Annotated in this window: 26 protein-coding genes and 1 riboswitch; of the genes, 18 read left to right on the forward strand and 8 right to left on the reverse strand. The window is 64.4% G+C overall.

Going from position 1 to position 26,984, the window contains the following annotated elements:
- The first annotated feature begins 101 nt into the window (after positions 1-101).
- Positions 102-2,015, forward strand: coding sequence for a hypothetical protein (locus ACIPZ5_RS10585; RefSeq protein ID WP_400808407.1), 1,914 nt, complete (start codon positions 102-104; stop codon positions 2,013-2,015).
- Positions 2,016-2,051: 36 nt separating this feature from the next.
- Here ACIPZ5_RS10585 and ACIPZ5_RS10590 read toward each other — a convergent pair whose 3' ends face one another.
- Positions 2,052-3,437, reverse strand: a complete 1,386-nt coding sequence (locus ACIPZ5_RS10590; RefSeq protein ID WP_400808410.1) for an aldehyde dehydrogenase family protein — start codon at positions 3,435-3,437, stop codon at positions 2,052-2,054.
- Between the two features lie 107 nt (positions 3,438-3,544).
- Between ACIPZ5_RS10590 and ACIPZ5_RS10595 the strand changes: the two genes are divergently transcribed.
- The 4 genes from ACIPZ5_RS10595 (at position 3,545) to ACIPZ5_RS10610 (ending at position 6,429) form a co-directional block, all read left to right on the forward strand.
- A complete protein-coding gene (locus ACIPZ5_RS10595) occupies positions 3,545-4,411 on the forward strand; it encodes a LysR family transcriptional regulator (protein WP_400808617.1) in 867 nt (288 codons plus the stop codon).
- Between the two features lie 60 nt (positions 4,412-4,471).
- Positions 4,472-4,924 carry a carboxypeptidase regulatory-like domain-containing protein gene (locus tag ACIPZ5_RS10600; RefSeq protein ID WP_400808412.1) on the forward strand — a complete coding sequence of 151 codons (453 nt, stop codon included), beginning with the start codon at positions 4,472-4,474 and terminating at the stop codon, positions 4,922-4,924.
- Positions 4,925-4,979: 55 nt separating this feature from the next.
- Positions 4,980-5,726 (forward strand): phytanoyl-CoA dioxygenase family protein, encoded by a 747-nt coding sequence (locus ACIPZ5_RS10605; RefSeq protein WP_400808415.1) that lies wholly within the window; start codon positions 4,980-4,982, stop codon positions 5,724-5,726.
- Between the two features lie 181 nt (positions 5,727-5,907).
- Positions 5,908-6,429, forward strand: coding sequence for an acyloxyacyl hydrolase (locus ACIPZ5_RS10610; protein WP_261940121.1), 522 nt, complete (start codon positions 5,908-5,910; stop codon positions 6,427-6,429).
- A 31-nt stretch (positions 6,430-6,460) separates the two neighbouring features.
- Here the strand turns inward: ACIPZ5_RS10610 and ACIPZ5_RS10615 are convergent, their stop codons facing one another.
- Together ACIPZ5_RS10615 and ACIPZ5_RS10620 are read right to left on the reverse strand one after the other, a co-directional pair.
- Positions 6,461-8,596, reverse strand: a complete 2,136-nt coding sequence (locus tag ACIPZ5_RS10615) for a TonB-dependent siderophore receptor (RefSeq protein ID WP_400808418.1) — start codon at positions 8,594-8,596, stop codon at positions 6,461-6,463.
- 244 nt (positions 8,597-8,840) lie between these two features.
- On the reverse strand, positions 8,841-9,731 hold the full coding sequence (locus ACIPZ5_RS10620) for a universal stress protein (RefSeq protein WP_261940119.1): 891 nt from the start codon (positions 9,729-9,731) through the stop codon (positions 8,841-8,843).
- 301 nt (positions 9,732-10,032) lie between these two features.
- Between ACIPZ5_RS10620 and mntP the strand changes: the two genes are divergently transcribed.
- The 4 genes from mntP (at position 10,033) to ACIPZ5_RS10640 (ending at position 14,037) form a co-directional block, all read left to right on the forward strand.
- Entirely contained in the window at positions 10,033-10,599 is a 567-nt protein-coding gene (gene mntP / locus ACIPZ5_RS10625) for a manganese efflux pump MntP (RefSeq protein WP_261940118.1), read from the forward strand.
- Between the two features lie 54 nt (positions 10,600-10,653).
- A complete protein-coding gene (hisN, locus tag ACIPZ5_RS10630) occupies positions 10,654-11,445 on the forward strand; it encodes a histidinol-phosphatase (RefSeq protein ID WP_400808423.1) in 792 nt (263 codons plus the stop codon).
- A gap of 225 nt (positions 11,446-11,670) precedes the next feature.
- Positions 11,671-12,402: a hypothetical protein gene (locus ACIPZ5_RS10635; protein ID WP_400808425.1), complete on the forward strand. Its 732-nt coding sequence runs from the start codon at positions 11,671-11,673 to the stop codon at positions 12,400-12,402.
- Between the two features lie 678 nt (positions 12,403-13,080).
- The gene (locus tag ACIPZ5_RS10640) at positions 13,081-14,037 is read left to right on the forward strand and encodes an AraC family transcriptional regulator (protein ID WP_400808428.1); all 957 of its coding nucleotides are present in this window, start codon (positions 13,081-13,083) and stop codon (positions 14,035-14,037) included.
- 6 nt (positions 14,038-14,043) lie between these two features.
- On the opposite strand, the gene ACIPZ5_RS10645 is transcribed toward ACIPZ5_RS10640, so the two are convergent.
- Complete coding sequence (locus ACIPZ5_RS10645) at positions 14,044-15,195, reverse strand: acyl-CoA dehydrogenase family protein (RefSeq protein ID WP_400808431.1); 1,152 nt, start codon at positions 15,193-15,195, stop codon at positions 14,044-14,046.
- Positions 15,196-15,211: 16 nt separating this feature from the next.
- Positions 15,212-16,282, reverse strand: a complete 1,071-nt coding sequence (locus ACIPZ5_RS10650) for an enoyl-CoA hydratase/isomerase family protein (RefSeq protein WP_400808433.1) — start codon at positions 16,280-16,282, stop codon at positions 15,212-15,214.
- A 328-nt stretch (positions 16,283-16,610) separates the two neighbouring features.
- On the opposite strand from ACIPZ5_RS10650, the gene mdcA reads away from it, so the two are divergent.
- Genes mdcA through madM form a run of 9 tightly spaced genes read left to right on the forward strand, consistent with a single transcriptional unit; the run spans position 16,611 to position 23,870 of the window.
- Positions 16,611-18,272, forward strand: a complete 1,662-nt coding sequence (mdcA, locus tag ACIPZ5_RS10655; RefSeq protein WP_400808436.1) for a malonate decarboxylase subunit alpha — start codon at positions 16,611-16,613, stop codon at positions 18,270-18,272.
- The gene (locus ACIPZ5_RS10660; RefSeq protein ID WP_400808438.1) at positions 18,273-19,157 is read left to right on the forward strand and encodes a triphosphoribosyl-dephospho-CoA synthase; all 885 of its coding nucleotides are present in this window, start codon (positions 18,273-18,275) and stop codon (positions 19,155-19,157) included. It abuts the gene before it with no gap.
- Position 19,158: 1 nt separating this feature from the next.
- A complete protein-coding gene (locus ACIPZ5_RS10665) occupies positions 19,159-19,458 on the forward strand; it encodes a malonate decarboxylase subunit delta (protein ID WP_060484751.1) in 300 nt (99 codons plus the stop codon).
- Positions 19,451-20,296 carry a biotin-independent malonate decarboxylase subunit beta gene (locus tag ACIPZ5_RS10670; protein WP_400808442.1) on the forward strand — a complete coding sequence of 282 codons (846 nt, stop codon included), beginning with the start codon at positions 19,451-19,453 and terminating at the stop codon, positions 20,294-20,296. Before ACIPZ5_RS10665 ends, ACIPZ5_RS10670 begins: the two co-directional genes overlap by 8 nt.
- Positions 20,296-21,087, forward strand: coding sequence for a biotin-independent malonate decarboxylase subunit gamma (gene mdcE / locus ACIPZ5_RS10675; protein WP_400808444.1), 792 nt, complete (start codon positions 20,296-20,298; stop codon positions 21,085-21,087). The genes ACIPZ5_RS10670 and mdcE overlap by 1 nt, the downstream gene beginning before the upstream one ends.
- 1 nt (position 21,088) lies before the next feature.
- On the forward strand, positions 21,089-21,703 hold the full coding sequence (locus ACIPZ5_RS10680) for a malonate decarboxylase holo-ACP synthase (protein ID WP_400808447.1): 615 nt from the start codon (positions 21,089-21,091) through the stop codon (positions 21,701-21,703).
- Positions 21,700-22,620, forward strand: a complete 921-nt coding sequence (mdcH, locus tag ACIPZ5_RS10685) for a malonate decarboxylase subunit epsilon (RefSeq protein ID WP_400808450.1) — start codon at positions 21,700-21,702, stop codon at positions 22,618-22,620. Before ACIPZ5_RS10680 ends, mdcH begins: the two co-directional genes overlap by 4 nt.
- 60 nt (positions 22,621-22,680) lie before the next feature.
- Positions 22,681-23,103, forward strand: coding sequence for a malonate transporter subunit MadL (gene madL, locus ACIPZ5_RS10690; protein WP_261940106.1), 423 nt, complete (start codon positions 22,681-22,683; stop codon positions 23,101-23,103).
- A gap of 2 nt (positions 23,104-23,105) precedes the next feature.
- Positions 23,106-23,870, forward strand: coding sequence for a malonate transporter subunit MadM (madM, locus tag ACIPZ5_RS10695; protein ID WP_099814062.1), 765 nt, complete (start codon positions 23,106-23,108; stop codon positions 23,868-23,870).
- A gap of 218 nt (positions 23,871-24,088) precedes the next feature.
- Here madM and ACIPZ5_RS10700 read toward each other — a convergent pair whose 3' ends face one another.
- From ACIPZ5_RS10700 to ACIPZ5_RS10710, 3 genes are all read right to left on the reverse strand, one after another.
- Positions 24,089-24,358 (reverse strand): DUF3077 domain-containing protein, encoded by a 270-nt coding sequence (locus ACIPZ5_RS10700; protein ID WP_400808454.1) that lies wholly within the window; start codon positions 24,356-24,358, stop codon positions 24,089-24,091.
- A 166-nt stretch (positions 24,359-24,524) separates the two neighbouring features.
- Positions 24,525-24,767 (reverse strand): hypothetical protein, encoded by a 243-nt coding sequence (locus ACIPZ5_RS10705; RefSeq protein WP_400808456.1) that lies wholly within the window; start codon positions 24,765-24,767, stop codon positions 24,525-24,527.
- 342 nt (positions 24,768-25,109) lie between these two features.
- The gene (locus ACIPZ5_RS10710) at positions 25,110-26,024 is read right to left on the reverse strand and encodes a LysR substrate-binding domain-containing protein (RefSeq protein WP_400808620.1); all 915 of its coding nucleotides are present in this window, start codon (positions 26,022-26,024) and stop codon (positions 25,110-25,112) included.
- A gap of 707 nt (positions 26,025-26,731) precedes the next feature.
- Positions 26,732-26,939, forward strand: a riboswitch (cobalamin riboswitch).
- Positions 26,940-26,984: the final 45 nt, after the last annotated feature.

The following is a 26,984-nucleotide window of genomic DNA, read 5'->3' on the forward strand; positions in this document are numbered from 1 at the left end:
CTGTGGGAGCGGGCTTGCCCCGCGAAAGGGCCGGTACAGACAACCCAGCAATCCCACTGGAAAATTGCTATCGTGCCCGGCAGTTTCCACCCGAGGTCCCGATGTTCTACCTGCCTTTGCCCAGCGACCAGGCCGACCGCCTGGCCAGCGCGCCCACCGCCACCGCCTTCTTCCCGACCGCCAGCCTGCTGGAGGCGGCCGCCGTGCTGTTCGTGCAGAACCTGCCGCGCCAGCCGGCCAGCGCTTCGGCGGATGCGCAGGAGCGCCGCTTCGCCGAGATCGTGCGCATCGCCAATGAAGTCGAAGGCGCTGCTCCGGGCCGTTTTCAGGGGCAGGTAGCGCAGCATTTCGACCGTGAAGCATTCGCCATGGGGCTGGGCATGCTGGGGGAGAACGGTGTTGCCCTGGTATCGGCCGACACCGAGTACCAGGCCGACGAGTTCCAGGACGCCGAAGGCCAGTGGAATTTCCAGTTCGCCGACAACTACCGCCAGCGCGTGACGCCGCTGCACCCGGTGTACCTGCCGTCGCTGGCCAGCGACCTGATGCTCAGTGACCAACAGAACCGCCTGCTGCGCGAGTTCCTGTGCGGCGTTGACGAATCGGTTGCCGTGCAGGGGTTCGCCGGCACCGGCAAGACCTTCCTGATCCACCAGTTCGCGCGCCTGCTCGACCCTCAGCGCACCTTGCTGCTGGCCCTCACCGAAGGCCAGCTGCGGGCATTGCAGGCGCGGGTGAAAGATGCCCAGGCCTACACCGCGCTGACCTTCGGTCAGCTGGCCGACGAAATCCTCAATCGAGACCTGACCAGCAATGGCTGGCGGCTGCGCGACCCGTACCGCACCAAACTGTCCTGGCGCCCGCAGGAGGCGCAGGTGGTGCGCTGGCTGAACATCCCCGACATCGGCCCGCTCGCCGCGCGCGATGTGGTGGCCTTGTGCATCAAAGCCGTGCGCAGCTTCTGCCGCAGCGGTGACAGCCAGTTGCAGCTGCATCACCTGCCCTGGGCCGGGCCGGGGACCACGCCACTGGACCAGCAAGTGCTGCTGGAAAAGGCCCGCCTGTACTGGCAGGAGTTGATCCGTCCTTCGGCGCGGGAGATCCAGCTGCCGGTACGCGATTATCACCGGGTCAAGCTGTTGTCGTTGACCGCCGAAGTGATCGATAGCCGCTACAGCCACATCATCGTCGACGAAGCCCATGAGTTGTCCGCGCCCATGCTCGCGGTGCTCGACCGCAGCCCGCAGTCGGTCATCGCCCTGGGCGACGAGCTGCAGAACCTCAATGGCCTCAGCCCACACCATGGCAATTTCATCCGCCAGCGCTACATCGACCATTCGTTGCGTGCCGGCCCGGCCATGGACGGCGTGCTCAACCCGTTGATCCAGGCGCACCCGGCGGCCATCCAGGCCGCCTTCAGCGGCAGTGCAGAGCATTACACGCGGGTGAGTTTCTTCGACACGGTGACGGTGCCCGAACAGCCGACCGCATTGATCGTCGATGATGAATGGGGCCTGTTCGGCTGGTTCCAGCGCCTGACTCATCAAGGGGTGCCGTTCGTGCTGCTGCAAAGCGCGCGCAAGGACTTCGAGCTGTTCGTCGAGGATTGCATCGAGCTGTACCGCTACGGCACCCGGGCACGCCACCCGATGCTGTTCCGTTACCCCAGCTGGCAGGCGCTGGAGCAGGACAAGGGCGACGACAAGGCCTTTGCCGCCGTGGCTGGCATGCTGCGCAAGGGCTACACCCCGGAGCATTTTGCCAAGGCCAAGAGCCGTTACCGCTGGGACAAGGCGCCGAAGCTGTTCCTTGGGCGGGTGCGGGATGTGAAGAACATGGAGTTCGCCCGGGTGATGGTGTCGCCGGAGCTGATGGTAGCGCCGACCACGACGGGCAATCGCAACGAGCGGGCGCGGATGCTGGCGGGCTTGTATACCGCCTGTTCGCGGGCGCGGCATGAGCTGATCGTGCCGGGGGGGATGCTGGACTGGGTCAAGGACCAGGTCCGGGATTGAGCGCCTGGGGCCGCACAGCGGCCCCAGGGCATTGAATCAGTTACGATCCAGCCAGACAGTCTGGGCATTGGTGAACTCGCGCACACCAAAGTGCGACAGCTCGCGCCCGAAACCGCTCTTCTTCACGCCACCAAACGCCACGCGGGGGTCGGAAGCGCAGTAGCCGTTGATGAACACGCCACCGGTATCCAGCGCCGCGGTCATGCGCTCGGCCAGCGCATAGTCGGCGGTGTAGATGGTCGACGCCAGGCCGAACTCGCTGTCGTTGGCCAGTTCCACCGCATGCTCGGCATCGCGGGCGGTGATGATTGCCGCCACCGGCCCGAACAGCTCCTGCTTGAAGGCGGTCATGTCCGGCGTGACGTTGGCGAGCACGGTCGGTGCGTAGAAGTTGCCCACGCCTTCGACCTTGTTGCCGCCCAGCAGCAGGGTAGCGCCTTCGGCCAGCGTCGCCTGGACCTGGCCATCCAGCTCGTCACGCAGGTCGTAACGGGCCATCGGGCCGATGTAGGTGTCGTCCTCCAGTGGGTTGCCAACTTTCAGTTTGCGCGTGGCTTCGACGAACTTGCGGGTGAACGCCTCGACAACGCTGGCTTCGATGATCAGGCGCTTGGCGGCGGCGCAGACCTGGCCAGTGTTCTGGTAGCGGCCAATGACGGCAGCCTGCACTGCGGCATCCAGGTCGGCATCGGCGAGCACGATGAACGGGTCGGAACCGCCCAGTTCCAGCACGCATTTCTTCAGCGCTGCACCCGCCTGGGCACCGATGGCCATGCCGGCGCGTACGCTGCCAGTCAGGGTCACGGCGGCGATGCGCACGTCGTTGATGGCGCGGGTGACGCCGTCCGGGGTGACGTTCAGTACCTCGAACACGCCTTCTGGGAGGCCGGCGTCCTTGAACAGCTCACCGAGCAGGTAGGCGCTGCCCATCACGTTCGGCGCGTGCTTGAGCACGTAGGTGTTGCCCGCGAGGATCGCCGGCACCGCGCCGCGCAGCACCTGCCAGATCGGGAAGTTCCATGGCATCACGGCGAGGATCGGGCCAAGCGGGCGGTACTCGATGCGGGCTTTCTCGACCTGGGTCGGCTCGGCGGCGAGCATTGCTGGGCCGTGCTCGGCATACCAGCGGCACAGGCCGACGCATTTGCTGACTTCACCGCGGGCTTGGGCGATCGGCTTGCCGATTTCGCGGCTGATCATCTGCGCGAAGGCTTCGGCCTTGGCTTCGAGGGTGCTGGCCAGGGCGAGCAGGTACTCGCTGCGCTGACCCAGCGACACTTGGCGCCACTGGCCGTAGCCAGCCTTGGCGCGTTGCAGCGCCGCTTCCAGTGCAGCGTCAGTGTCGAAGGGGTAGGCGCCAATCTGCTCGCCGCTGAAGGGGTCGACGGAGATGGCGTGGGTCAGGCTGCTGATCGCACTCATGGCTGGAGACTCGCGTTGTTGTTAATCAGTGACGCCAGACTAGTGGGCTATGGCTTTAATGAAAACTGAATAATAATGAGCGAAACATTCACGTTTGGAGAATGACTGTGGACCTGGTGCAACTGGAGATCTTCAAGGCCGTGGCCGAGCAGGGCAGCATCAGCGCCGCCGCCCAGCATATCCATCGGGTGCCGTCGAACCTGACCACGCGCATCAAGCAGCTGGAGGAAGACCTCGGTGTCGAGCTGTTCATCCGCGAAAAAAGCCGCCTGCGCCTGTCGCCGGCCGGCTGGAATTTCCTTGAGTACACCCGGCGCATCCTTGACCTGGTGCACGAGGCGCGGCTGACCGTGGCCGGCGAGGACCCGCAGGGTACCTTCGCCCTGGGTTCGCTGGAGAGCACGGCGGCGGTGCGTATTCCGGCGCTGCTGGCCGCCTACAACCAGCTCTACCCCAAAGTCGACCTCGACCTGTCCACCGGGCCTTCCGGGACCATGCTCGAAGGGGTGTTGTCGGGGCGCCTGGTGGCGGCCTTTGTCGACGGCCCGGTGCTGCATCCCACGCTCGAAGGCATGCCGGTGTTCGAAGAGGAGATGGTGATCATCTCGCCGCTCAACCACGCCCCGGTGACCCGTGCCCAGGACGTCAACGGCGCGAGCATCTACGCCTTCCGCGCCAACTGCTCGTACCGCCACCACTTCGAGAACTGGTTTGTCCAGGATCAGGCGGTGCCTGGCAAGATCCACGAAATGGAGTCGTACCACGGCATGCTTGCCTGTGTCAGCGCGGGTGCCGGGCTGGCCATGCTGCCGCGCAGCATGCTCGACAACATGCCCGGCTGCAGCACGGTCTGCGCCTGGCCGATGCAGGAACAGTTCCGCTACCTCAAGACCTGGCTGGTGTGGCGGCGCGGCACGGTTTCACGCAGCCTGAGCATGTTCGTGAAACTGCTTGAAGAGCGCCGCGCGGCGTGAACATCAGCGGTATATGGGGTCAAACATTAGGTAAGCCATCTCCTTGAGGAGGAGCTGACCATGCGTAACCATCACTATGCTCTGGGCGCCACGCTGCTGATCACACTGGCGCTGCCCTGGACCCTGGCCGCCGCCGCAGAAGTGGACGACCACAACGCCCCCATCGACATGCAGGCCGTGCAACTGCAGCCGCAGGAACAAAATGGCGTGCGTTACCTCGAGGGCGGTATCGGCCAGGACGAAGCCAATGCCCTGCGCCGTACCAAGGGCTATGACCTGCACGTCGAACTGTCGACCGGCGCCCACGGCCAGTTCGAAAGCGGCGCCGCAGTCGATATCCAGAACGCACAAGGCAAGTCGGTACTGAGCCTGCAGGATGCCGGCCCGCTGGTGTATGTCCAGTTGCCGCCCGGCCAGTACAAGGTCATCGGCCAAGGCCAGGGCAGAACGGTCCAGCAACAGGTCACGGTGAATGGCAAGACGCCTGTCACCGCGAGTCTGAACTGGCACTGATCGGCAATGATGGGTGGAGTACATCTGTACTCCGCCCGAGCAGGAGCCGTCAGGCATGAACCTCGACCCCCGACTGCAAGCGCTGGAGGAGCAGGGCTACGTGCTGTTGCGCGGTGTTCTCGATGGCGTGCGCGTGGCCTTGCTGCGCTGCGCCATCGACGACCTGCAGCCACTGCACTGGGACTATCAAGGGCTGTTGGAGCACTACAAGTGCGTGTTCAATCGTGACCCGCTGTGGTTGCCCTTTCTCGACCTGCCGCCGTTGATCGACCTTGCCGAAGCTGCGCTCGGTGCAGACTGCCACGTGATCGGCCAGACCGCGTGGCGCAGCCACCCTGGCTACCCAGGCATGGAGCTGCACCTGGATCACCTGCCCATGACGTTGCCGGCCTGGCTGGTCGCGCGTGACGACTTTTGTCAGCCCATGCAGATTCTGACTGCCCAGCTGTACCTGAGCGATATCGACCTCGACATCGGCCCCACCTGGATAGTCCCAGGCAGCCACCGCGCGGCGCGTGCGCCGCAACCCGGCGAACAGCAATGGCAGGGGCGGAAGGCCCAGCCGGTACTGTGCAAGGCGGGTGACGTGCTGGTGTTTCGCAGCGATGTCTGGCACAGCGGCGGTGCCAACTGCAGCACTACCCGCGAGCGCGACATGTTGCAGGTGCACTATGGCCGGCGCATGGTGGCGCAGAAGTTCTCCCCCTACCTGAATTGGCAGTTCAATCCGCGGGTACTGGAGGCGGCTACGCCGCGGCAGCGGCGGCTGTTGGGCGAGCATGAGGAGGCCGAGTACGACTGAGGCGGTTGGTTAGGCTGGGTAAATTCAAGCAATGCTGGCAATTCACTTTCAACTTTCTGATTATCTGGACAATAATCAGAAAAGTATTACTTCGTGTGACCGGTTGGATGCACCGTTCACCGCAAAAATCGAGGGGCCCAAGCCCCCACTTGCCCGCGTTGACCATCAGGAGAAGTCATTGATGAAAACCCGTCTCGCCAGCACGCTGGCCGCCGCCCTATTGGCCCTCGCCGGCAGCCATCTGGCCCACGCCGCGCAGGTTTCCGGTGCCGTGGGAGCCACCGGCCAGGGCGACATGACCTACCGTCTTGGCATGTCGTTCGACTGGGACAAGAAGTGGCTGCAAACCGACATCGGGTATGTGACGGGCTATTGGGATGCGGCCTACACCTACTGGGAAGGCGGCGATGCCAGCGGCGCCCACTCGCTGTCGTTCAGCCCGGTGTTCACCTATGAGTTCAGTGGTTTCACCTACACCCCTTATGTCGAAGCGGGCATTGGCCTGGCGGCCTTCTCCAAGACCGAAGTGGGCGACCATGACCTGGGTTCGGCCGTCAACTTCGAGGACCGCATCGGCTTTGGCCTGAAGCTGCCTGGTGAGCAGAAAGTGGGGGTGCGTGTGATTCACTATTCCAATGCCGGCATCAAACAGCCGAACGACGGCATCGAGTCGTACTCGCTGTTCTACAGCAAGGGCTTCTGATGCAGGGGGGCCGCAAAGCGGCCCCAGTGTTCTAGAAGGTGTAGGAAACCCCAGCCTGCACCGTGCGCGGCGCCCCTGGATAGACGTAGGTATTGAATGCGCCCTCGTCATACCCCTTGTTGAACACGTTCTTCACATCCAGGTTCAAGCGCACGTGCTCGTTGACCTTGTAGAAGCTCAGCAGGTCGACCACGCTGTAGCGCTCCATGGTGTAGGTGCTGGCCGCCGTCTGCCCGGCGCGGTCATCCACGTACTTCACGCCAACCCCCAGGCCCAACCCCTTGGCCAGCCCGTCCTGGAACTCATAGGTATTGAGCAGGCTGAAGCTGTTGCGCGGGATGTTCGCCAGGTGGGTGCCGGTGGGGATGCTGTTGTCCTTGGTCACCTCGGCGTCAACGTAGGCATAGCCGCCGATCATTCGCCATTCCGGCGTCAGGTTGCCTGCGACGTTGATGTCCAGGCCGCGGCTACGCACTTCGCCTGCAGCGACGCTGTAGGTGCCGCTCGGGTCGTTGGGATCGCGGGTCAGCACGTTTTCCTTGACGATGTGGTAGATCGCCGCGTCCACGCTCAACTGACGGTCCAGCGCCTCCCATTTCACACCCAACTCGTATGACTTGCCCTTTTCCGGGTCGAAGCCCGTGCCTTGCAGGCTGGCGCCGCTGTTGGGCTTGAACGAGCGCGCGGTGTTGGCGTAGACGGCAACGGTATCGGTCAGGTCGTAGATCAAGCCAAAGCGTGGGGTGACGCCGTTCTCGCCTTTGTTGAAGTCACCGGCATTGTTCAGCTTGTTGTCGTAGTCATGCTCGTAGCGCTCGAAACGTACCCCGGCGAGGGCTTTCAGGCGCTCGGTCAGGGCCACCTGATCCTGGATGAAAGCCGCCCAGGTCTTGAGGTTTTCCTTGTCATGGGTGGTGGTGCGGGTCAGGGCCGGGCGTGGCTGGCCCAGAACTGGGTCGAAAATGTCGATCGGGTAGGCATTGGCGCCTGCGGCCGAACGCTGGATGATCGAGTTGTAGTCGTAGTCTTCGTACTCGATGCCGGTCAGCAGCGTGTGGCTGAAGCCTCCGGTGTCGAAGTGGCCGGTGAGGTTGAGTTGGTAGTCGCGGTCGGTCCATTCCAGCTTGCGGTGGTTGAAGTTGCGCCCCAGCGTGCGGCCGTCGGCCTGCAGGCCGTTGGCTTCCACGGCATTGCCCTTGAGCGAGCCGTCCAGCCATTGCATGCCGCCGCCCAGGGTCCAGTTGTCATTGAGCAAGTGCTCGAAGCGCAACTGGGCCATGTTGTTGTCGTTGTGCAGCAGGTTGTCGCTGCCTTTTTCCCAGATGTTGGTGTCGCGCGAAGCCGTGCCGAGCTGGCCAGGCAGGCGGGTCAGGCCGCGATCCAGCGGGTGGTTGTTGCGCATGAAATCGCCTTCGAAGATGACCTTGGTGGCATCGTTGACCTGCCAGCTGATCACCGGTGCGACGTCGTAGCGTTCGCTCTCGACGTCGTCGCGGAAGCTCTCGCCGCCTTCGCCCAGCACGTTCAGGCGGTAGGCCAGCGAGCCGTCGCTGTTGAGCGGGCCAGTGGCGTCGAGGGTGGCGCGGTGCATGCCTTGGTCGTCGAACTGGCTGCCGAGGGTGACCTTGGGCTCGCTCAGCGGTTGCTTGCTGACCACGTTGAAGGTGCCGCCGGGGTCACCACGGCCATACAGGCTGGTGGCCGGGCCACGGATCACTTCCAGGCGTTCGACGGTGTTGGCGTCGGGGGCGTTGGGGTAGCCGCGGTTGATCGGGAAGCCGTTGCGGTAGAACTCGCCGGTGGTGAAGCCGCGCACGGTGAAGGTGGTCAGGCCCTGGCCGCCGAAATTGTTGGCGCGGCCGACGCCGCCGGCATAGTCCAGGCCATCCTGCAGGCGGGTAGCCCCGGTGTCTTCGAGCACATCCTTGGGCACCACGCTGATCGATTGCGGGGTCTCGTGCAGGGCTGTGTCAGTGCGTGTGGCACTGGCCGAGCGGCTGGCCTTGTAGCCATCCACCGGGCCATCGGCGCGCTCGCTGTCGGCGCTGCTGGTGATGTTCAGGGCCTGGAGTTCGATCTGGGCAGAGTCGCGGAGCGGTTCAGGCTCGGCAAAGGCCAGCGGGGAGATAGCTTGAAGCACACAAAGCGAAACGAACGTGCGACGCATCGACGGTACGATCCTGGAGTAGGGCGCTGAAGGAAGGTGGGGGAAGCGCCGGAAAACTACTACGAATCATTATCAAATGCATTCTTTTTAATTAGGACTGGTGTGCCAGATACCATGTGATGACCTTTGCCGGCCTGTTCGCGGGTAAACCCGCTCCCACATGGCCCTCGCAGCTCTTCAAGCTGTTGGTATACCTGTGGGAGCGGGTTTACCCGCGAAAAGGCCAGTGCGGTCAGTGCAAGATTCAGCGGGTGCCCTTGATCGCCAGCACATTGCACAGCGGATGCTCCAGCACATGCGCGGTGGTGCCACCCAGGAACGTCTGCATCGCATCATGCCGATGGCTGCCCATCACGATCACATCCACCCGGCTGTGGCTGACGAACTGGGCAATCGCCCGGATCGCCGCACCCTCCACAAAATGCCGCCGCTCCAGCGCAATCTGGTGGTGGTCGCCCAGTCGGTTGAACGCCGCCCGCTGCGCCGTGCGCACGCTGGTATCGAACCCCGGCATGGTGACGGTGCCAGCACCAAAGTCGGCGATATGGGTCTTGGCTGCATCACACACATGCAGCAGGTGGAGTTCGGCATTGCATTGCAGGGCCAGGGCATGGGCGCTGTGGATCACCTGATCGTCCAGGTGTTCGCCCGCACCGTGGCAGTTGAGATCCACCGCCGCCGCAATCTGTCGGGGCAGTGGCAGGCGGATGTCGCTGACCAGGTGCACGGCCACCGGGCTTTCCTTGAGCAATTGCCAGTCCAGTGGGGTAACCAGCAGCCGCTTGAGCACCGGTTCGTGCTGCACGTCCTTGATCAACAGGTCGCAACCCAGCTGTTCGATACGCTCGAGCACACTGCCCAGCGGGTCGCGTGTCAGCAGCAGTTCGGTGGAAACGTCGAGCCCGGCGTTGCCCAACTGCTCGGCCTCGTCGGCCAGCCACTGGCGGTTGTCGGCGAGCAGCCGCTCACGCTCGTGGCCATCGCTCATCAGGCCGAAGGTGTCGACATCGTCGACGAACACATTGATATCCAGCAGCGCGCCACTGGACTCGGCCAGCGCCGCTGCGCGCTGCAGTGCCGGGGTATGGCGCATTTGCGGGCCGAGCATGACGAACAGACGCTTGAACTGGCTCATCGCACACCTCCACGTGTGGCAGCCCCCCGGTTCATGCCATGTCATCTGGTCTGTACAGTCTAGACCCGCTAGCGCCAGGCAAAACCCATCATGCTTTTTTCACCTGGCGCTGCTATCATCGCGCCACTCTTTGGGGAGTAGCCTGCCTTCGCACCCTGCGAAGGCGCTCTGGTCAACATATTTGGCAACCTGCCATGGCCAGCGCATCCACCCGGATTGGCGAGACCAACGACCTTCCTGCAGCCAAGCCGGGCCTGCAGGTCGTCTGTCGTTGACTCGTTGCCCGGCTGGAGTCTGATCGTTGAATCCCATTTCCCTTGTCTTTCTCGCCTTCGCCATGTCCACCGATGCCTTCGCGGCCGCCATCGGCAAGGGCTCCAGCCTGCACAAGCCACGTTTGGCCGAGGCCCTGCGCACCGGCCTGATCTTTGGCGTCATCGAGGCCATCACCCCGGTCATCGGCTGGCTGCTGGGCCAGGCGGCCAGCCAGTATGTCGAACAGTGGGACCACTGGATCGCCTTTACCCTGTTGCTGCTGCTCGGCGCGCACATGGTGCATGCCGGCCTGAAACCGGATGACGAAGAGGAACAGAAACAGAGCCAGCACTCGTTCTGGATCCTTGCGGTGACCGCTGTGGCCACCAGCATCGATGCCTTGGCGGTGGGCATCGGCCTGGCGTTCGTCGATGTGAACATCTGGGTAGCGGCAGCAGCGATCGGCCTGGCAACCATGACCATGGTGACGATCGGCACCATGCTCGGGCGAGCGTTGGGCTCGGTGGTGGGCAAGCGCGCCGAGATCATGGGGGGCATCGTGCTGATGCTGGTGGGTACGACCATTCTCTATGAGCACCTGACAGCGGTGTAATTGGCGGGTTGTCGGGTATGATGCAGCCCCGACATTTTCCACGAGGCCTGCCCCATGTCCCTGAGCGCTGAACAGATCGGCGAATTCCAAGCCTTCGCCGAGCAGCTGGCCGATGCTGCTGCTTTGGCGATCAAGCCGTACTTCCGGGCCAGCCTGGAGGTCGAGGACAAGGGCGGGCGCCTGTACGACCCGGTGACCGTGGCCGACAAGGCGGCCGAGGATGCCATGCGTGAACTGATCCAGGCGCGTTACCCGGAGCACGGCATTCTCGGTGAAGAGGCCGGCGTGGCGGTGGGCAGCAGCCCGCTGACCTGGGTGCTTGACCCGATCGATGGCACCCGGGCCTTCATCACCGGCCTGCCGCTGTGGGGCACGTTGATTGCCCTGAACGATGGGACACGGCCGGTGGTGGGGGTGATGAACCAGCCGTTTACCGGCGAACGCTTCGTGGGCACCCCGCAAGGTGCATGGCGCAGCGGCACGCCCCTGAAGACACGTGCCTGCGCCGACCTGGCTGCGGCCACGCTGATGTGCACCACGCCGGACATGTTCGACACCGCCGCGCGCAAGGCTGCGTTTGAGTCCGTGGCTGGCAAGGCACGCTTGATGCGCTACGGCGGTGATTGCTATGCCTATTGCATGCTGGCCTCAGGCTTTGTCGACGTGATCGTCGAGGCGAGCCTGCAGCCGTATGACGTGCAGGCGCTGATGCCGATCATCGAAGGGGCGGGCGGGGTGATCACCGCTTGGGATGGCAGCAGCGCGCAGAATGGTGGGTGCGTGGTGGCTTGTGGTGATCCGGTGTTGCATGCGCAGGTGGTGGAGATGTTGCGTCACGCCATGTAGTTGATGTGTTGGCTGTACTGGCCCCTTCGCGGGTAAACCCGCTCCCACAGGTACATCACAGTTTCTGAATGCTGTGCTGTCTCTGTGGGAGCGGGTTTATCCGCGAAGGGGCCAGCACAGGTATCCCAAATGGCCAATCACCGCACTTTTTCCGATTTCCGGGCTCTATGCTTGGTCAGGCCGCACTGACCCCCGGTGCGGCCGCCGAATATCGACCCGGTGCCGATGGTTGCAAGCAATCCCCGATTTTTCCCACGCCTGCTGCTGGCAGGCGCCCTGATAGGCCTGACTGGTTGCAGCCAGCAGCAAGGCCACGACATCGTCAGCCAGTTCGGCGACGGCAAGCCCAGCGAGCTGTTCCAGACCAGTGTCGATCGTATGGCCACGCTGGCCATGCGTGACAACCTGCAGAGCCTGTACCTGCTGATGAACAAGCTGTACCTGCGCAACCCCAACCAGTTGAAGATGTCCGGCTACCTCGACGCCGCCACGGCCGAGCGGCAGATCCGCATCGCCATCGAACAGCGCCAGCCCTTGCCGCATCTGGGAAACCGCCGCGACCTCGCCGCCCTGAGCTATGCCTTGGGCCCGGAATTTCGTGGCGACCGGGTCGGCGCTTTCATCTACGCCATCGGCAGCATGCTGATCACCGCGCATGGCGGGCGTACCGAGTTCTACATGACCGATACCATCGACCCGCTGTTCGTCAACAACGCGGCGCGCAATATCGAGAAGGCAACGTGGATGCTCAGCCAGCGCCAGGATGCCAACGGGGTGCTGTTGCTGTTCTCCAATGAAATATCGGAGGAGGGCAGCAACCTGAGTTTTGCCGTGGAATTCGGCAAGATCGTGGCGCGGCTGGATCTGCTGGCGGAGCTGCTGGATGAGCGGTATCGGCGAATCGGCCTGAATTACGCGCAGAGCCTTTTGTTGATGAATTTCCTGCCGGTGCAGTGAGGCAAAGGGGGCCGCGCGCAACAGGTGCAGGAATAAATGGCCCGAAACAGATGTAGGAGCGGATTTATCCGCGATGCGCCGCGCGGGCGGCGCTCGGTCTCATAGGCGCCGAACAGGGTGCGGCGAGCACCTGCCGGCCCTCTTCAAATGGCCGACAGCCGCGGCTAGTCAAGAATCGGGAAGGTGCGATGACAGGGGATTGATTGCGATTGAGATTGCGTTGGGGCTGCCGGGGGCCTGTCTTGAGTTTGCATCATGGCGACAAGGTGGACGCCTTGGGTTCTATGGCGCCTGTGAGACCGAGCGCCGCCCGCGCGGTGCATCGCGGATAAATCCGCTCCTACATCTGTTTCGGGCCAATTACGCCTGTGAGGCCAACAGTGTCCGCCTTGTTTGTACCCTTCGATATCGGTGTTGCATGCAAGACAAAAAAATTTATGCTGTTCGATAATCGCCCGGATATGCTAGGCCGCCGTCCGCTATCCGCCCACCCAATCCGAACATCTCATTGCCCAACCCCCGCCTTTTTGCTTAGTGTGTGACTTGTACGCCAGTGGTCAGCTGCCCGCAGATTCCCGACCGCGGCCCGATAGAATGACCGTGAACGACCGCATCCACAGGCCCCGGGGCCAGTAGGAAGCGGCGCCCAGAACAATAACGATACCGAGTGCCTTGCCTATGGAAAGCCGCCTGCTGAGCGAGCGCAGTAGCGTGTTCCATCACGCCGACCCTTATGCGGTGTCCGACTACGTCAACCAGCACGTCGGCCAGCACTGCATCGGCCTGGCGCGCACCACCCACCCGCAGGCCAGCCTCAGCCACCGCAAGTTCGCCGAACTCGACCTGTGCCGTATCAGCTACGGCGGCAGTGTGCGGGTCACCTCGCCGGCGCTGGAATCCATCTACCACCTGCAGGTGCTGCTCAACGGCAACTGCCTGTGGCGCGGGCACCAGCGCGAGCACCACCTGGTGCCCGGCGAGCTGTTGCTGATCAACCCGGACGACCCGGTCGACCTGACCTATTCCGAAGACTGCGAGAAATTCATCCTCAAGGTGCCGACTCGGCTGCTCGACACCATCTGCGACGAACAGCGCTGGCAGCGCCCGGACGGCGGCGTGCGGTTCTTGCGCAACCACTACCGGCTGGACGAGCTGGATGGCTTCGTCAACCTGCTGGCCATGGTGTGCCACGAAGCCGAAGTCAGTGATTCGCTGCCGCGCGTACAGGGCCATTACAGCCAGATCGTCGCCAGCAAGCTGATGACCCTGATGAGCACCAATATCCGTCGGGAGAGCCTGGGTACGCCGGGGGCGAGCCTGGAGCGGATCCTCGATTACATCGACCGCAATCTCAAACTGGAGCTAGCCGCCGAGGCGCTGGCGGAGCAGGCCTGCATGAGCGTGCGTTCGCTATATGCACTGTTCGATCGGCACCTGGGCACCACACCCAAACAGTATGTGCGCCAGCGCAAGCTGGAGCGTGTGCATGCGTGCCTGAGCGATGGCAGCTGCGCGGTGCGCAGCGTCACCGAGCTGGCCATGGATTACGGCTTCCTGCACCTGGGGCGGTTCTCCGAGGTGTATCGCCAGCGCTTTGGCGAGCTGCCTTCGGAAACCTTCAGGCAGCGCCATTGAGAGGGATTACAAGGGGTAGTGCTTGAGTTCGCGGGCGATCAGCATGCGCTGGATTTCGCTCGACCCCTCGTAGATCTGGGTAATGCGCGCATCGCGGTAGTAGCGCTCGACCGGATAGTCCTCCAGGTAGCCATATCCGCCATGCACCTGAATGGCCATCGAGCACACCCGCTCGGCCATTTCCGATGCGAACAGCTTGGCCTGCGAAGCCTCCGACAGGCACGGCTTGCCCGCTGTGCGCAGCCGCGCGGCATGCAGGATCAGCAAGCGCGCAGCGTTCACCTGCACCTGCATGTCGGCCAGCAAGTTGGCGATGCTCTGGTGCTCGTTGATCGGCTTGCCGAACTGGATGCGATCACGCGAATACACCAGTGCAGCCTCGAATGCCGCGCGGGCGATGCCCAAGGCCTGGGCGGCGATGCCGATGCGGCCGCCTTCGAGGTTGGACAGGGCGATGGCCAGGCCCTTGCCACGTTCACCGAGGATGTTGGCTGCCGGGATACGGCAGTTGTCGAAGGTCACCGCGCAGGTGTCGGAGGCGCGGATGCCCATCTTGTGCTCGCTGCGGTCGACCTTGAAGCCCGGGTTGTCGGTTGGCACCAGGAACGCTGAAAGGCCTTTCTTGCCAAGGTCCGGGTCGGTGACGGCGAACACGATGGCCAGGCCGGCACGGCGGGCGTTGCTGACGAACTGCTTGGACCCGTTGATCACCCACTCGCCATTGACCAGCTCGGCACGGGTGCGCAGGTTGTGCGCTTCGGAGCCCGCCTGGGGCTCGGTCAGGCAGAAGCAGCCGATCACCTCGCCAGTGGCCAGGCGCGGCAACCAGTCCTGTTGCTGTTCGGGCGTGCCGTAGGCGAGCAGGGGGCCGCAACCGACCGAGTTGTGGATGCTCATCATCGCGCCGGTCGCGCCGCAACCGGCGGCGATTTCCTCGACTGCCAGGGCATAGGCCACATAGTCGGTGTAGCTGCCGCCAAAGTCTTCGGGCACGACCATGCCGAGCAGCCCGAGCTCGCCCATCTTGCGCACCACCCCATCGTCGATCCAGCCGGCCTTTTCCCAGGCCTGGGCATGCGGGGCGATTTCGCCACGGGCGAAGTCCCGGGCCATGTCGCGGATCATGATCTGTTCTTCGCTCAGTTCCAGGTCTTGCATCTGTGTACTCCCGGGCTCACAGGCCTTCGAAGAATTGGTCGACCCGCTGGCGCGACAACCCGGCCAGGGTCGGCGGGTTCCAGCGCGGCTGCTTGTCCTTGTCGATGATCAGGGCGCGCACGCCCTCGATGATGTCGCCGTACTGGAACCATTGGCGGTCGATATGCAGCTCCATGGCGAAACAATCCTCCAGCGCCAGATGGCGACCGCGGCGCAGCATCTCCAGGGTAACCGCCATGGCCAGCGGCGAGCGGCTTTCCAGCTGGTCGGCAGTGGCTATCGCCCAAGGGTGGCTGTCGCCAATGCTCACGGCGCGCAACTGCTCGATGATCGCCCCCAGGTCGGGCTGGGCGAAGAAATGGTCGATGACTGGGCGCAGCTTCTGCAGCGGCGCATTGTCCAACACCTGGCTGCCGAGCCTGGCCAGCAGGTTTTGCAGGTCCTTGAGCGGGTGGGCGCCGAAGCGCAGCTGGTCGAGGCCTTCATCCAGGGCCGTGAGCTTGTCGCTGGTCAGGTACCAGTCGGCGAGCCCGCAGTACAGCGCATCGGCGGCCTGGATCTGGGTGCCGCTGACGCCCAGGTAGGTGCCCAGTTCACCCGGGATGCGCGACAGGAAGTAGCTGCCGCCAACGTCCGGGAAGTAGCCGATGCCGACTTCGGGCATGCCCAGGCGGCTGCGTTCGGTGACGATGCGCAGGTCGCAGCCCTGGGCCAGGCCCATGCCGCCACCGAGGGTGAAACCGTCCATCAGCACCAGCACCGGCTTGCGGTAGCGGTGGATGGCCAGGTCCAGGGCGTATTCCTCGACGAAGAAGTCTTCGTGCAGGGTTTCGCCGGCTTTGTAGCTGTCGTGCAACGAGCGGATATCACCGCCGGCGCAGAAGCCCTTGGGCCCTTCGCCGCACAGCATCACGGCCTGCACCTGAGGGTCTTCGGCCCATTGGTCGAAGTGCTGGCGCAGGCTGCGCACCATGTCCAGGGTCAGGGCGTTGAGGCCTGCTGGGCGGTTGAGGGTGAGGTGGCCAATCTGATTGCGGACCTCGGCCAGTACATGAGCCGTTGCCGAGGTATGAGCGTGCGCGGTCATCGCGTTCTCCCTGCTTTGTTATTGATTTTCCAAGTGAAGTCTGGAGTGCGCTGGAGGATCGCTGGATCCTGGCATGCGAAATTATCCTGCACAATGGACAAATCTGCAGGGGGATCGTGCGTTTTTGCCTTGAGCCATTCAGCGCCTGTGAGATCGAGCGCCGCCCGCGCGGCGCACGGTCTAAAAGGCGCCGAAGACCCCAAGGCCAACACATCGAAGCCTAACTTTCATTACCCTGACCGTAACGATCACCCCCCCAGCTTGATTGATCCCCCACTCCCACCCGCCCTAATGTGCCCCCACGACAGCGAACCCGTGGAGTCACCCAATGATCATAACGAAGAATCCACCGCCGCAATGGTCCAGGCGGCGCGCCGAGAAGCAGCGCCGCCTGGACCGCGTCCGCCATTTGGCCGATGGAGTGGTGCTGCCCACCGAGCGGATCGTCGAAGCCCTGGAACTGCTGATCGCCCCCGGCGACCGGGTGGTACTCGAAGGCAACAACCAGAAGCAGGCCGACTTCCTCTCGCGTTCGCTGGCCAAGGCCGACCCTGAGCGCCTGCACGACCTGCACATGATCATGCCGAGCGTCAGCCGCGCCGAGCACCTGGACCTGTTCGAACGCGGCATCGCCCGCAAGCTCGACTTCTCCTTCGCCGGCCCGCAGAGCCTGCGCATCGGCCAGCTGCTGGAAGACGGCCTGCTCGAAGTCGGCGCCATCCACACCTATATCGAGTTGTACTCGCGGCTGCTGGTCGACCTGATCCCCAATGTCACCCTGGTCGCCGGTTTCATGGCCGACCGCGAGGGCAACCTGTACACCGGCCCCAGCACCGAAGACACCCCGGCGCTGGTCGAACCTGCCGCGTTCAGCGACGGCCTGGTGATCGCCCAGGTCAACCAGCTGGTGGACCGCGTCGACGACCTGCCGCGTGTGGATATTCCGGCGTCCTGGGTCGACTTTGTGGTGGTCGCCGACCAGCCGTTCTACATCGAACCGCTGTTCACCCGCGACCCGCGCCACATCAAGCCGGTGCATGTACTGATGGCAATGATGGCGATCCGCGGCATCTACGAGAAGCACCGGGTGCAGTCACTGAACCACGGCATCGGTTTCAACACCGCCGCCATCGAGCTGATTCTGCCTACCTACGGTGAGTCGCTGGGCCTCAAAGGCAAGATCTGCCGCAACTGGACCCTCAACCCGCACCCGACACTGATCCCGGCCATCGAGACCGGCTGGGTCGAGAGCGTGCACTGCTTCGGCACCGAACTGGGCATGGAGGACTACATCGCCCAGCGCCCCGACGTATTCTTCACCGGCCGCGATGGCTCGCTGCGCTCCAACCGCATGATGTGCCAGCTGGCAGGGCAGTACGCGGTCGACCTGTTCATCGGCGCCACCTTGCAGGTCGACGGCGACGGCCATTCCTCGACCGTCACCCGTGGCCGCCTGGCGGGCTTCGGCGGGGCGCCGAACATGGGCCACGACCCTCGCGGCCGGCGCCATGCAACCCCGGCCTGGCTCGACATGACGGTGCCCGAGACCCTGCTTGAGCGTGGCCGCAAGCTGGTGGTGCAGATGGTCGAGACCTATCAGGAAGGCGGCAAACCCACCTTCGTCGAAACCCTCGACGCGGTGGAAGTGGCGAAGAAAGCCGGCATGCCGTTGGCACCGGTGATGATCTATGGCGACGACGTCACCCACCTGCTCACCGAGGAAGGCATCGCATACCTGTACAAGGCGCGCAGCCTGGAGGAGCGCCAACAGATGATCGCCGCCGTGGCCGGCGTCACCGCCATCGGCCTGCGCCACGATCCCAAGGACACCTTGCGCCTGCGTCAGCAAGGGCTGATCGCCTTGCCCGAGGACCTTGGCATCCGCCGCACCGACGCCAGCCGCGAGCTGCTCGCCGCGCGCAGCATTGCCGACCTGGTCGAGTGGTCCGGCGGCCTCTACAACCCGCCCGCACGGTTCAGGAGCTGGTAAATGACGGCTTACGCAACCCCTGTAGGAGCGGCTTCAGCCGCGATAAGGCCAGCCCAGCAAACCCAGCTCTCCTTGGCTGAGCGCCTGGCCGATCTGGCAACCGAGGCCCTGATCGACGAAGCCGACCTGTCGCCCAAGCCCGGCCTGGTCGATCGCCGCAGCAGTGGCGCCCACAGCGACATGACCCTGGCCCTGATGCACGCGTCGGCGCTGGCCCTGTGGCCTTGTCTGCGCCAGATGGCCGAGGCCGCGCAGGCCCATGGCGAGATCACAGCACTGCTGCGCGCCGACCTGGGTCGTATCGGCCGCGAAGGCGAACAGGCCATGCTCGCCACCACCGGCGGCATCAATACCCATCGCGGTGCGATCTGGGCCCTTGGCCTGTTGGTGGCCGCGCAAGCCCTCGATGCCAAATCCGATCCCTTGGCAGTTGCCGCCCGTGCCGGGCGCATCGCCTTGATCGACGACCCGGTGGCGCCTGCCGAGCACAGCCATGGCACCCAGGTCCGCCACCGCTACGGCGCCAGCGGTGCCCGCGAACAGGCCCAGCAAGGCTTCCCCGCCGTGCTCGAACACGGCCTGCCACAGCTGCGCCGCAGCCGCGCCAACGGTGCCAGCGAAAGCCATGCTCGGCTGGATGCCTTGCTGGCGATCATGGCCGCGCTCAGCGACACCTGCGTGCTCTGGCGCGCCGGCCCGCAAGGCCTGCAAACCCTGCAAGCGGGCGCCCGCGCGGTGCTCGATGCCGGTGGCAGCGCCACCCTCGACGGCCGCCGCCAGCTACGCCAACTGGAAGCGCAACTCCTGCAACTGAACGCCTCACCGGGCGGCGCCGCCGATCTGCTGGCTGCCTGCCTGTTCCTCGACAAAGCCGGAAGCCTGTGAAATGGAAACCTTGAACTTTCAATTCCCCGCCGCCGAGCCAGGCCGTGGCCGCACCTTGGTCGGCTGCGTCAGCTCTGGCGACCTGGAAGTGCTGATCGAGCCCGGCAGCGCCGGCCGCCTGGACATCCAGGTGGTCACTTCGGTCAACGGCAGCAGCGCACGCTGGCAGCAGCTGTTTCAGCGCCTGTTCGATGGCCGCACGTTGCCCGCGGTGAAGATCGACATTCACGACTTTGGCGCCACCCCGGGGGTCGTGCGCCTGCGCCTGGAGCAAGGTTTCGAGGAGATTGCCCATGACTGACACCGCCCGCCTGCTGCAAAGCCGCAGCTTGGTCGAGCTCGGCGCCCGCCAGCGTGCCCGCGCCTTGCTCGACGCAGGCAGTTTCCGTGAACTGCTCGGCCCATTCGACCGCCTGATGTCGCCGTGGCTGCCGCGCCAGGGCATCGTGCCCCAGGCCGACGACGGCGTGGTCATCGGCAAAGGCCTGCTCGCTGGCCGCCACACGGTGATCGCCGCCATCGAAGGCGCGTTCCAGGGCGGCAGCATGGGTGAGGTGGGCGGCGCCAAAATTGCCGGCGCCCTGGAGCTGGCCATCGAGGACAACCGCAACGGCATCCCCACCTGCGCCGTACTGTTGCTGGAGACCGGTGGCGTGCGCCTGCAAGAGGCCAACCTCGGGCTGGCGGCGATTGCCGAAATCCAGGCAGCGATCGTCGAGCTGCGCGCCCATCAACCGGTGATCGGCCTGATCGCAGGCTCGGTCGGCTGCTTCGGTGGCATGTCCATTGCGGCCGGGCTGTGCAGCCACCTGTTGGTTACCCGTGAAGCACGCCTGGGCCTCAACGGCCCGCAAGTGATCGAGCAGGAGGCGGGTATCGCCGAGTACGACGCCAAGGACCGCCCCTTCATCTGGAGCCTGACCGGTGGCGAACAACGTTATGCCAGCGGCCTGGTGGATGCCTATGTGGCAGACGACGTCGACCGCATCCGCCAGCAGTTGCTGCAACTGCTGGACAGCCCATCGGCCAACCGCGCTGGCCGCCATGCCTGGTACCTGGAGCGCCTGGCCAGCCTGGGCGCCGATTGCCCGCAACTGGACGCTGCTGCCGTGCGTGCCCTCTATCAAGGAGAAGCCTGATGAACCGTGCCCTGAACTGGCTGCCGGGCATGGCCGGTGGCGAACCGCTGGCGGGTTATCCCGCCTCGTTGCAGGTGGTCGACGGCGAACTGGATAACCGCTTGGCGCGCTTCATCGCCGTGGTACCGGACGCGCACAACCCGTTCCCACGGGCGCGTACGGGCGAGGTCGGCCTGCTGGAAGGCTGGGGCCTGGCCAAGGCCGTGAGCGATGCGATGGCGCTGGACCGCGAAGGCGAGAAACGGGCCATCGTCGCGATCATCGATGTGCCGAGCCAGGCCTATGGCCGCCGTGAAGAAGCCCTGGGTATCCACCAGGCACTGGCCGCTGCCGTGCAGGCCTACGCCCAGGCGCGCCTGGCGGGGCACCCAGTGATAGGCCTGCTGGTCGGCAAGGCCATGTCCGGCGCCTTCCTGGCCCATGGCTACCAGGCGCAACGGCTGATCGCGCTGGATGACAGCGGGGTGATGGTGCACGCCATGGGCAAGGCGGCGGCGGCGCGCATTACCTTGCGCAGTGTCGAACAGCTCGAGGCGCTGGCCGCCGAGGTGCCACCGATGGCCTATGACCTCGCCAGTTATGCCTCGCTGGGCTTGCTGTGGCGGAGCCTCCAGGTCGAGAGCGCCGACGCGCCGAGTGCCAGCGATATTGCGCAGGTTCGCGCCTGCCTGGCCGAGGCGGTGCGCGATATCGGCCATTCGACTGACCTGCAATCGCGGCTGGGCGGTGAAAACCGCAGCGCCTCCCGGGACGTGCGCGCACGTTTGCGCAGCCAGTGGCAGGAGGCCTGAGATGAACCTGCCGCAGCCACATGACCTGCTTTGGGGCATGCCCGCAGCCGAGCTGCCTGCCGATGCGCCTGCCTGGGCCGTGCAGGCACTGGCTGCCGGGCAGCCGGTGGTGGTGCGACGTGCCGCCTGCGCCCCCGGCTGGGTGGCGGTAGGCGTGCGCGGGCAGGGGCGGGAACAGCGCCTGGGCGTGCTGATGCGCTTGCGGGATATCCAGCGGCAAGTGCGCCCAGAGGCACTGCGCTGGGCGGCGCAGAATCCCTGGCCAGCCCTGCAGGCGCTGGCCTCGGTGACGCCCGTGCTCGATGCTTGCGGGCTGGCTTGGGGGCCGACGGGCAGTGTGGGTTACCAGTTGGCCACCGGCTGCGAGGTCGTGCATCGCGCCAGTGACCTCGATCTGCTGGTGCGCACGCCACTCATCATGACGCGGGCAAAAGCACACGAGCTGCTGGATATCCTCGATTGCGGCCCGTGCCGTATCGATGTGCAGCTGGAGACACCGGCGGGCGCGGTGGCCCTGCGCGAGTGGGCCGGCGTGGCGCGCCGGGTCTTGCTCAAATCGGCCCACGGCGCACGCCTTGTCGCTGACCCCTGGAACGCGCTGGAGTGCGCAGCGTGAGCAGCCTGTTCGCTTTCCCAGGCCAGGGCGCGCAACAGCCAGGGATGCTGCAGCACCTGCCTGAGGGCGGCTCATTGCTGCTGGAGGAGGCCAGTGATGTGCTGCGCGAACAGGTACTGGCGCTGGACAGTGCCCAGGCGTTGCAGTCGACCCGTGCCGTGCAGCTCTGCCTGCTGCTGGCCGGGGTGGCCTGGGCGCAATGGCTGCTGCAGCGCAGCCCGGCACCGGATTATGTGGCCGGGCTGTCTATCGGCGCTTATCCGGCCGCCGTCACCGCCGGGGCACTGGCGTTCGCCGATGCGCTGCGCCTGGTGGCGCTGCGGGGCGAACTGATGCAGCGGGCCTACCCCCAGGGCTACGGCATGACCGCCCTCAGCGGCCTCGACCTGAGCAGTGTTGAACGCTTGCTGGCTGAAGTGGGCGGTGAGGTGTACCTGGCCAACCTCAACAGCGATAACCAAATCGTCATCGCGGGTAGCGACACCGCCATGGCCGCGGTCGCCGCCAAGGCGCGTGCTCGCGGCCAGGGTGTGGCCCGGCGCCTGGCGGTGAGCGTGCCGTCGCACTGCTCATTGCTCGACGGCCCGGCTGCCGAACTGGCCGCAGCCTTTGCCAGCGTCGAGCTGCGCCGCCCGCGCATCAGCTACCTGAGTGGCAGCTGTGCGCGGCCGATCTTCGACCCGCAACGCCTGCGCGATGACCTGGCCGGCAACATGGCCAGGCTGGTCGACTGGCGTGCTACGTTGCGCAACGCCTATGAACGCGGCGTGCGTCTGCACCTGGAGATGCCGCCGGGCAGCGTGCTCAGCGGCCTGGCCCGCCCAGTGTTCGAACAGGGCAGGGTGGTTGCCCTCGAAGCCACCCGCTGGGACACCGTCGATGCGCTGTTGCGCCAGGAGGTGGCCGACAACCGATGACGGCGCTGCAACTCGAAGAACAACAACAAGCAACTTCGACTCAAGCTGAGGACAACAACAATGATCATCTATGGTGTGGCTCTGCTGGCGGTATGCACGCTGGCCGGCGTAATCGTCGGCGACTTCCTGGGCGTGCTGCTGGGCGTCAAATCCAATGTGGGCGGGGTTGGCATCGCCATGATCCTGCTGATCTGCGCACGGCTGTACATGCACCGCAAGGGTGGCATGAGCAAGGAGTGCGAGTTCGGCGTCGGCTTCTGGGGCGCCATGTACATCCCGGTGGTGGTGGCCATGGCCGCCCAGCAGAACGTGGTCACCGCACTGCACGGCGGGCCGGTGGCAGTGCTGGCGGCGATCGGTGCGGTGCTGGTGTGCGGGCTGACCATTGCCGTGATCAGCCGTAGCCATCGCGGCGAGCCCTTGCCGGCGCCTGATGCGCCAGAAGTCTCCAATGCGCAGGTCGCCCCTGCAGGAGGGCGCTGATCATGTGGCCGATCATTGACAATGCCTTGGAGCACAATGGCCTGATCACTGCCTTTGCGGTGGTCGGCGGGATCATGTGGTTGTCGGTGCTGCTGTCGAAGTACCTGACCTTTGGCCGGGTTCACGGCTCGGCCATCGCCATCGTCATCGGCCTGGTGCTGGCCTGGGTGGGTGGCACCGTGACCGGCGGGCAGAAGGGCCTGGCCGACATGGCGCTGTTCTCCGGCATCGGCTTGATGGGCGGGGCCATGCTGCGCGACTTCGCCATCGTCGCCACGGCCTTCGAGGTGCAGGCCACCGAAGCGCGCAAGGCCGGGCTGATTGGTGCGGTGTCGCTGCTGCTGGGGACGGTGCTGCCGTTCATCGTCGGTTGCGCGGTGGCCTACGCCTTTGGCTACCGGGATGCGGTGAGCATGACCACCATCGGTGCCGGGGCGGTGACCTATATCGTCGGGCCGGTGACCGGGGCGGCGCTGGGGGCGAGTTCGGATGTGGTGGCACTGTCGATTGCCACCGGCTTGATCAAGGCGATCCTGGTGATGGTATTCACGCCGGTTTCGGCGCGGCTGCTGGCGTTGGACAACCCGCGCTCGGCGATGGTGTTTGGCGGGTTGGCGGGGACGGTGTCGGGTGTTACAGCCGGGCTGGCGGCGACGGATCGCAGGTTGGTGCCCTATGGTGCGCTGACAGCGACCTTCCATACTGGGCTTGGGTGCTTGATGGGACCTTCAGTGCTGTATTTCTGCGTCAGGGGATTGGTTGGCTAGTACTGGCCTCATCGCGGCTAAATGTTCAAAGCTGGCGCGATCCAGCCCTGTGGGAGCCGCGCTTGTCGTGGCGACGAACCGCGGCGATGGGCCGCAAATCGGCCCCAAGACTTCAAGGTTGTTGCAAATATCGCCGGGGCCGCTTCGCGGCCCATCGCCGGCAAGCGCGTCTCCCACAGGTACAGCGCATGCCTGGAAGCTGGTGATAATCCTGAGATTCAAGGCGTCTTCATCATGCCCAGTTCGGCATCATCGAGTAGTGCCTTGGCCAGGGCGCTGAGATAGTGTGAGGCCCAGAGCAGCTGGGGTTTGTCTTCCATCAGGCCGTCGATGGTCAGGTCGCGGACGTAGCCCATCAGTTCAGAGGCCTGTTCGCGGGCGCTTTGGCAAGGGATGCCGGGTTCGATGCGGAAGAGGGGATGGGACTGGTTTTCACCTTGGTAGAAGGTTGTTTTGCCGACTGTGAATTTGGTTTCTTCTGTGGCCATTGGTTGATCTCCCTGAAGTTGTAACTGCCTGGGCTGGCCCTATCGCCGGCAAGCCGGGATCCCACAGGTTCACCTCACGCCTAAGGGTCGTCTACAACCTCAGGCTTGGTGCTGTGCGAGGGCGTTAGCCTACGAAAGCGTCAGGCCAGGCAAGTCATGATGCGGATTAATGCAGCGTCTGCGGATCGGCTGGCTTTTGAATTTGAACCAGCGCTGATTCGAGCAATTTGCGCAGGGTTTCGAGCTCGTGCATTGAGGTCATGATCAACAGCGACACGGGTGACTTGGGCTGCATCAACATAGCCTGCTGGGCAACGACTTCCGCACAAAGTGCGTAGTCAGCCGCCATCATCAGCGTGTCTTCGAGGGAGTGGAGAATATGGGGTGGGTCTGGAACTATCTTCAGCATGCTTACGCTTCAACAATGGTTGAGCTGCGATCCACCTCGCTGTCAAACGGGAGGGTGGCAGCTGTACGCGGGTTGACAGACCGAGATTGTTGGCACTCGGCGCACAATAATGTGCCCGCACGTACAGCCGCCATAAGCGTGTGCACACGGACAACAATCGACGGTCTGTCAAAACCGATCGCTGAATTGGCAGCGACCGGCCGAGACTAGAATCCACATTGAGCATGTGCAACGAAAAATGGGCGTCGGCAGTATCTTTGGGAAACGTCCTACGAGGAAGGGACTAAATCTGATTTTTTCACCGGCTAGGCGTAACAGCATGTAACGTTTGAGGCGGAGAGTTTACTCAACTTGTCGACTATACATCCGGCACTCAGCCAACAACGCCAACAAATTCGGCTCCCGCTCCCGGGCCTTGAGGAACACCACCCCGATATGCTGCTGCAAGCGATAGCGCGCCTGCAGCGCAATCAGCTTCACGCGGTTCTCGTACACCGCTGCGATCCGCCCCGGCAGCAGGGCGAACCCCACTCCGGAACTGACCATGCTCAGCAGGGTGAAGATGTCGTTCACCTGCATCGCCACCTTGGGCTCGAACCCCGCCTGCTGGAACACCCGTGCGCCATCACGGTGGGTGGCGAAGCCCTGGGTCAGGGTGATGAAGGTGGAGTCGGCCAGGTCGGCCAGGTCCACTTCCTGCTGCTCGGCGAACGGTGAATCGGTCGGCACGGCGAGGAAGATGTCGTCGGAGAACAGCGGTAGCTGTTCGCAGGCCGGGTCGGCCACGCTCTCGTCCAATGACACCAGGATGGCTTCCAGCTCGTGGTTCTTCAGGCGTTGCAGCAGGTCGACGTTCGAGCCCAGGGTCAGGTCGATGTTCAGCTCGCTGCGCCGCAGCTTCAGGCCCATCACCAGCTTTGGCACGGTTTTGACGGTCAGCGAATACAACGCGCCGAGGCGGAAGCGCTCGGCATAGAAACCGGCGGCTTCGCGGGTCTGGCGCACCATCTGCTCGGCGTCCTGGATCAGTTGGCGGGCTTTCTTTTCCAGCACGTAGGCGCTTTCCAGCGGGATCAACTGGCGGCCTTCGTGCTTGAACAGCGGGCAGCGAAGGGCGCTTTCCAGGGAGTGGATGGCGCGGTGCACGCTGACCGCGCTGGTGGACAGTTCAGCGGCGGCGCGGCCGAGGTTGCCGCTGCGCATGAAGGCGAGGAAGGTTTCGAGCTTTTTCAGGGTCAGTTCTTCGTCGATCAGCATGCCGATGCGCCAGCGGGAAGGGGGCACTGATCATGCCACAGCAACAGGCCTCATGGCGGTGGCAGGTGGCTCGGCAGCAAGCGTGCCCGGCGCAACTGCGCGAGGTTGCGCGAGCCTGTACAGAAGCCCGCGCACCCTTGGCGCATGGCCGGAGATAGGTGGAGCGGCAGCAGCGACACCATTCGATTATGAATGGGGCAAACAAGGCGGACAGCGGTGACCTCACAGGAGGGATTGGCCCGAAACAAACTGTAGGAGCGGATTTATCCGCGATGCGCCGCGCGGGCGGCGCTCGATCTCACAGGCGGTGAAGATGTTGTGGCAGGGACGTGGTGGCCTGGAGGTGTGGGCTTTGGGGTGTCTGACTTGAGTTTTTTGGTGATGCACAAATCGAGCGCCGCCCGCGCGGCGCATCGCGGATAAATCCGCTCCTACATCTGTTTCGGGCCAGTAATTCCTGCGCCATTGGCGCGCGCACCCTTGGCGCATGGCCGGAGATAGGTGGAGCGGCAGCAGCGACACCATTCGATTATGAATGGGACAACCAAGGCGGACAGCGGTGACCTCCAGGAGGGATTGGCCCGAAACAAACCGTAGGAGCGGATTTATCCGCGATGCGCCGCGCGGGCGGCGCTCGATCTCATAGGCGCTGCAACACTTTCGGCAAACACCTGCCAGGCAACAGTTGACCCCCCGCCACCCCCCGCGTAGCCTTGCGACTTCGAGGTTCTTCGGCCAGGCCGAAGCTAAGACGGGAACGCGGTTCAAGCCGCGGCTGCCCCCGCAACTGTAGGCACCCATAACGGATCGACACAGCCACTGCGCCAACGCGCGGGAAGGCGTCATCCCGCCAGCCTCTTGCAAAGAGCTGGAACGGTGCAAGCCAGGAGACCTGCCTCGAGACGATTTCGACTTTCAACCGGGCGGGGTGATCCGGTGGCGAACGAGCCCGGCCGGCCT

Origin of the sequence: Pseudomonas sp. NPDC089428 (genome assembly GCF_044749325.1) — a bacterium.
In the GTDB taxonomy this organism is placed as follows: Bacteria; Pseudomonadota; Gammaproteobacteria; order Pseudomonadales; family Pseudomonadaceae; genus Aquipseudomonas.

What these genes read in the sequence shown, in the direction of transcription:
- ACIPZ5_RS10585 (WP_400808407.1), top strand. Translation starts at nt 102, where the DNA reads ATGTTCTACCTGCCTTTGCCCAGCGACCAGGCCGACCGCCTGGCCAGC.
- ACIPZ5_RS10590 (WP_400808410.1), bottom strand. Translation starts at nt 3,437, where the DNA reads ATGAGTGCGATCAGCAGCCTGACCCACGCCATCTCCGTCGACCCCTTC.
- ACIPZ5_RS10600 (WP_400808412.1), top strand. Translation starts at nt 4,472, where the DNA reads ATGCGTAACCATCACTATGCTCTGGGCGCCACGCTGCTGATCACACTG.
- ACIPZ5_RS10605 (WP_400808415.1), top strand. Translation starts at nt 4,980, where the DNA reads ATGAACCTCGACCCCCGACTGCAAGCGCTGGAGGAGCAGGGCTACGTG.
- ACIPZ5_RS10610 (WP_261940121.1), top strand. Translation starts at nt 5,908, where the DNA reads ATGAAAACCCGTCTCGCCAGCACGCTGGCCGCCGCCCTATTGGCCCTC.
- ACIPZ5_RS10615 (WP_400808418.1), bottom strand. Translation starts at nt 8,596, where the DNA reads ATGCGTCGCACGTTCGTTTCGCTTTGTGTGCTTCAAGCTATCTCCCCG.
- ACIPZ5_RS10620 (WP_261940119.1), bottom strand. Translation starts at nt 9,731, where the DNA reads ATGAGCCAGTTCAAGCGTCTGTTCGTCATGCTCGGCCCGCAAATGCGC.
- hisN (WP_400808423.1), top strand. Translation starts at nt 10,654, where the DNA reads ATGTCCCTGAGCGCTGAACAGATCGGCGAATTCCAAGCCTTCGCCGAG.
- ACIPZ5_RS10635 (WP_400808425.1), top strand. Translation starts at nt 11,671, where the DNA reads ATGGTTGCAAGCAATCCCCGATTTTTCCCACGCCTGCTGCTGGCAGGC.
- ACIPZ5_RS10640 (WP_400808428.1), top strand. Translation starts at nt 13,081, where the DNA reads ATGGAAAGCCGCCTGCTGAGCGAGCGCAGTAGCGTGTTCCATCACGCC.
- ACIPZ5_RS10645 (WP_400808431.1), bottom strand. Translation starts at nt 15,195, where the DNA reads ATGCAAGACCTGGAACTGAGCGAAGAACAGATCATGATCCGCGACATG.
- ACIPZ5_RS10650 (WP_400808433.1), bottom strand. Translation starts at nt 16,282, where the DNA reads ATGACCGCGCACGCTCATACCTCGGCAACGGCTCATGTACTGGCCGAG.
- mdcA (WP_400808436.1), top strand. Translation starts at nt 16,611, where the DNA reads ATGATCATAACGAAGAATCCACCGCCGCAATGGTCCAGGCGGCGCGCC.
- ACIPZ5_RS10660 (WP_400808438.1), top strand. Translation starts at nt 18,273, where the DNA reads ATGACGGCTTACGCAACCCCTGTAGGAGCGGCTTCAGCCGCGATAAGG.
- ACIPZ5_RS10665 (WP_060484751.1), top strand. Translation starts at nt 19,159, where the DNA reads ATGGAAACCTTGAACTTTCAATTCCCCGCCGCCGAGCCAGGCCGTGGC.
- ACIPZ5_RS10670 (WP_400808442.1), top strand. Translation starts at nt 19,451, where the DNA reads ATGACTGACACCGCCCGCCTGCTGCAAAGCCGCAGCTTGGTCGAGCTC.
- mdcE (WP_400808444.1), top strand. Translation starts at nt 20,296, where the DNA reads ATGAACCGTGCCCTGAACTGGCTGCCGGGCATGGCCGGTGGCGAACCG.
- ACIPZ5_RS10680 (WP_400808447.1), top strand. Translation starts at nt 21,089, where the DNA reads ATGAACCTGCCGCAGCCACATGACCTGCTTTGGGGCATGCCCGCAGCC.
- madL (WP_261940106.1), top strand. Translation starts at nt 22,681, where the DNA reads ATGATCATCTATGGTGTGGCTCTGCTGGCGGTATGCACGCTGGCCGGC.
- madM (WP_099814062.1), top strand. Translation starts at nt 23,106, where the DNA reads ATGTGGCCGATCATTGACAATGCCTTGGAGCACAATGGCCTGATCACT.
- ACIPZ5_RS10700 (WP_400808454.1), bottom strand. Translation starts at nt 24,358, where the DNA reads ATGGCCACAGAAGAAACCAAATTCACAGTCGGCAAAACAACCTTCTAC.
- ACIPZ5_RS10705 (WP_400808456.1), bottom strand. Translation starts at nt 24,767, where the DNA reads ATGCTGAAGATAGTTCCAGACCCACCCCATATTCTCCACTCCCTCGAA.
- ACIPZ5_RS10710 (WP_400808620.1), bottom strand. Translation starts at nt 26,024, where the DNA reads ATGCTGATCGACGAAGAACTGACCCTGAAAAAGCTCGAAACCTTCCTC.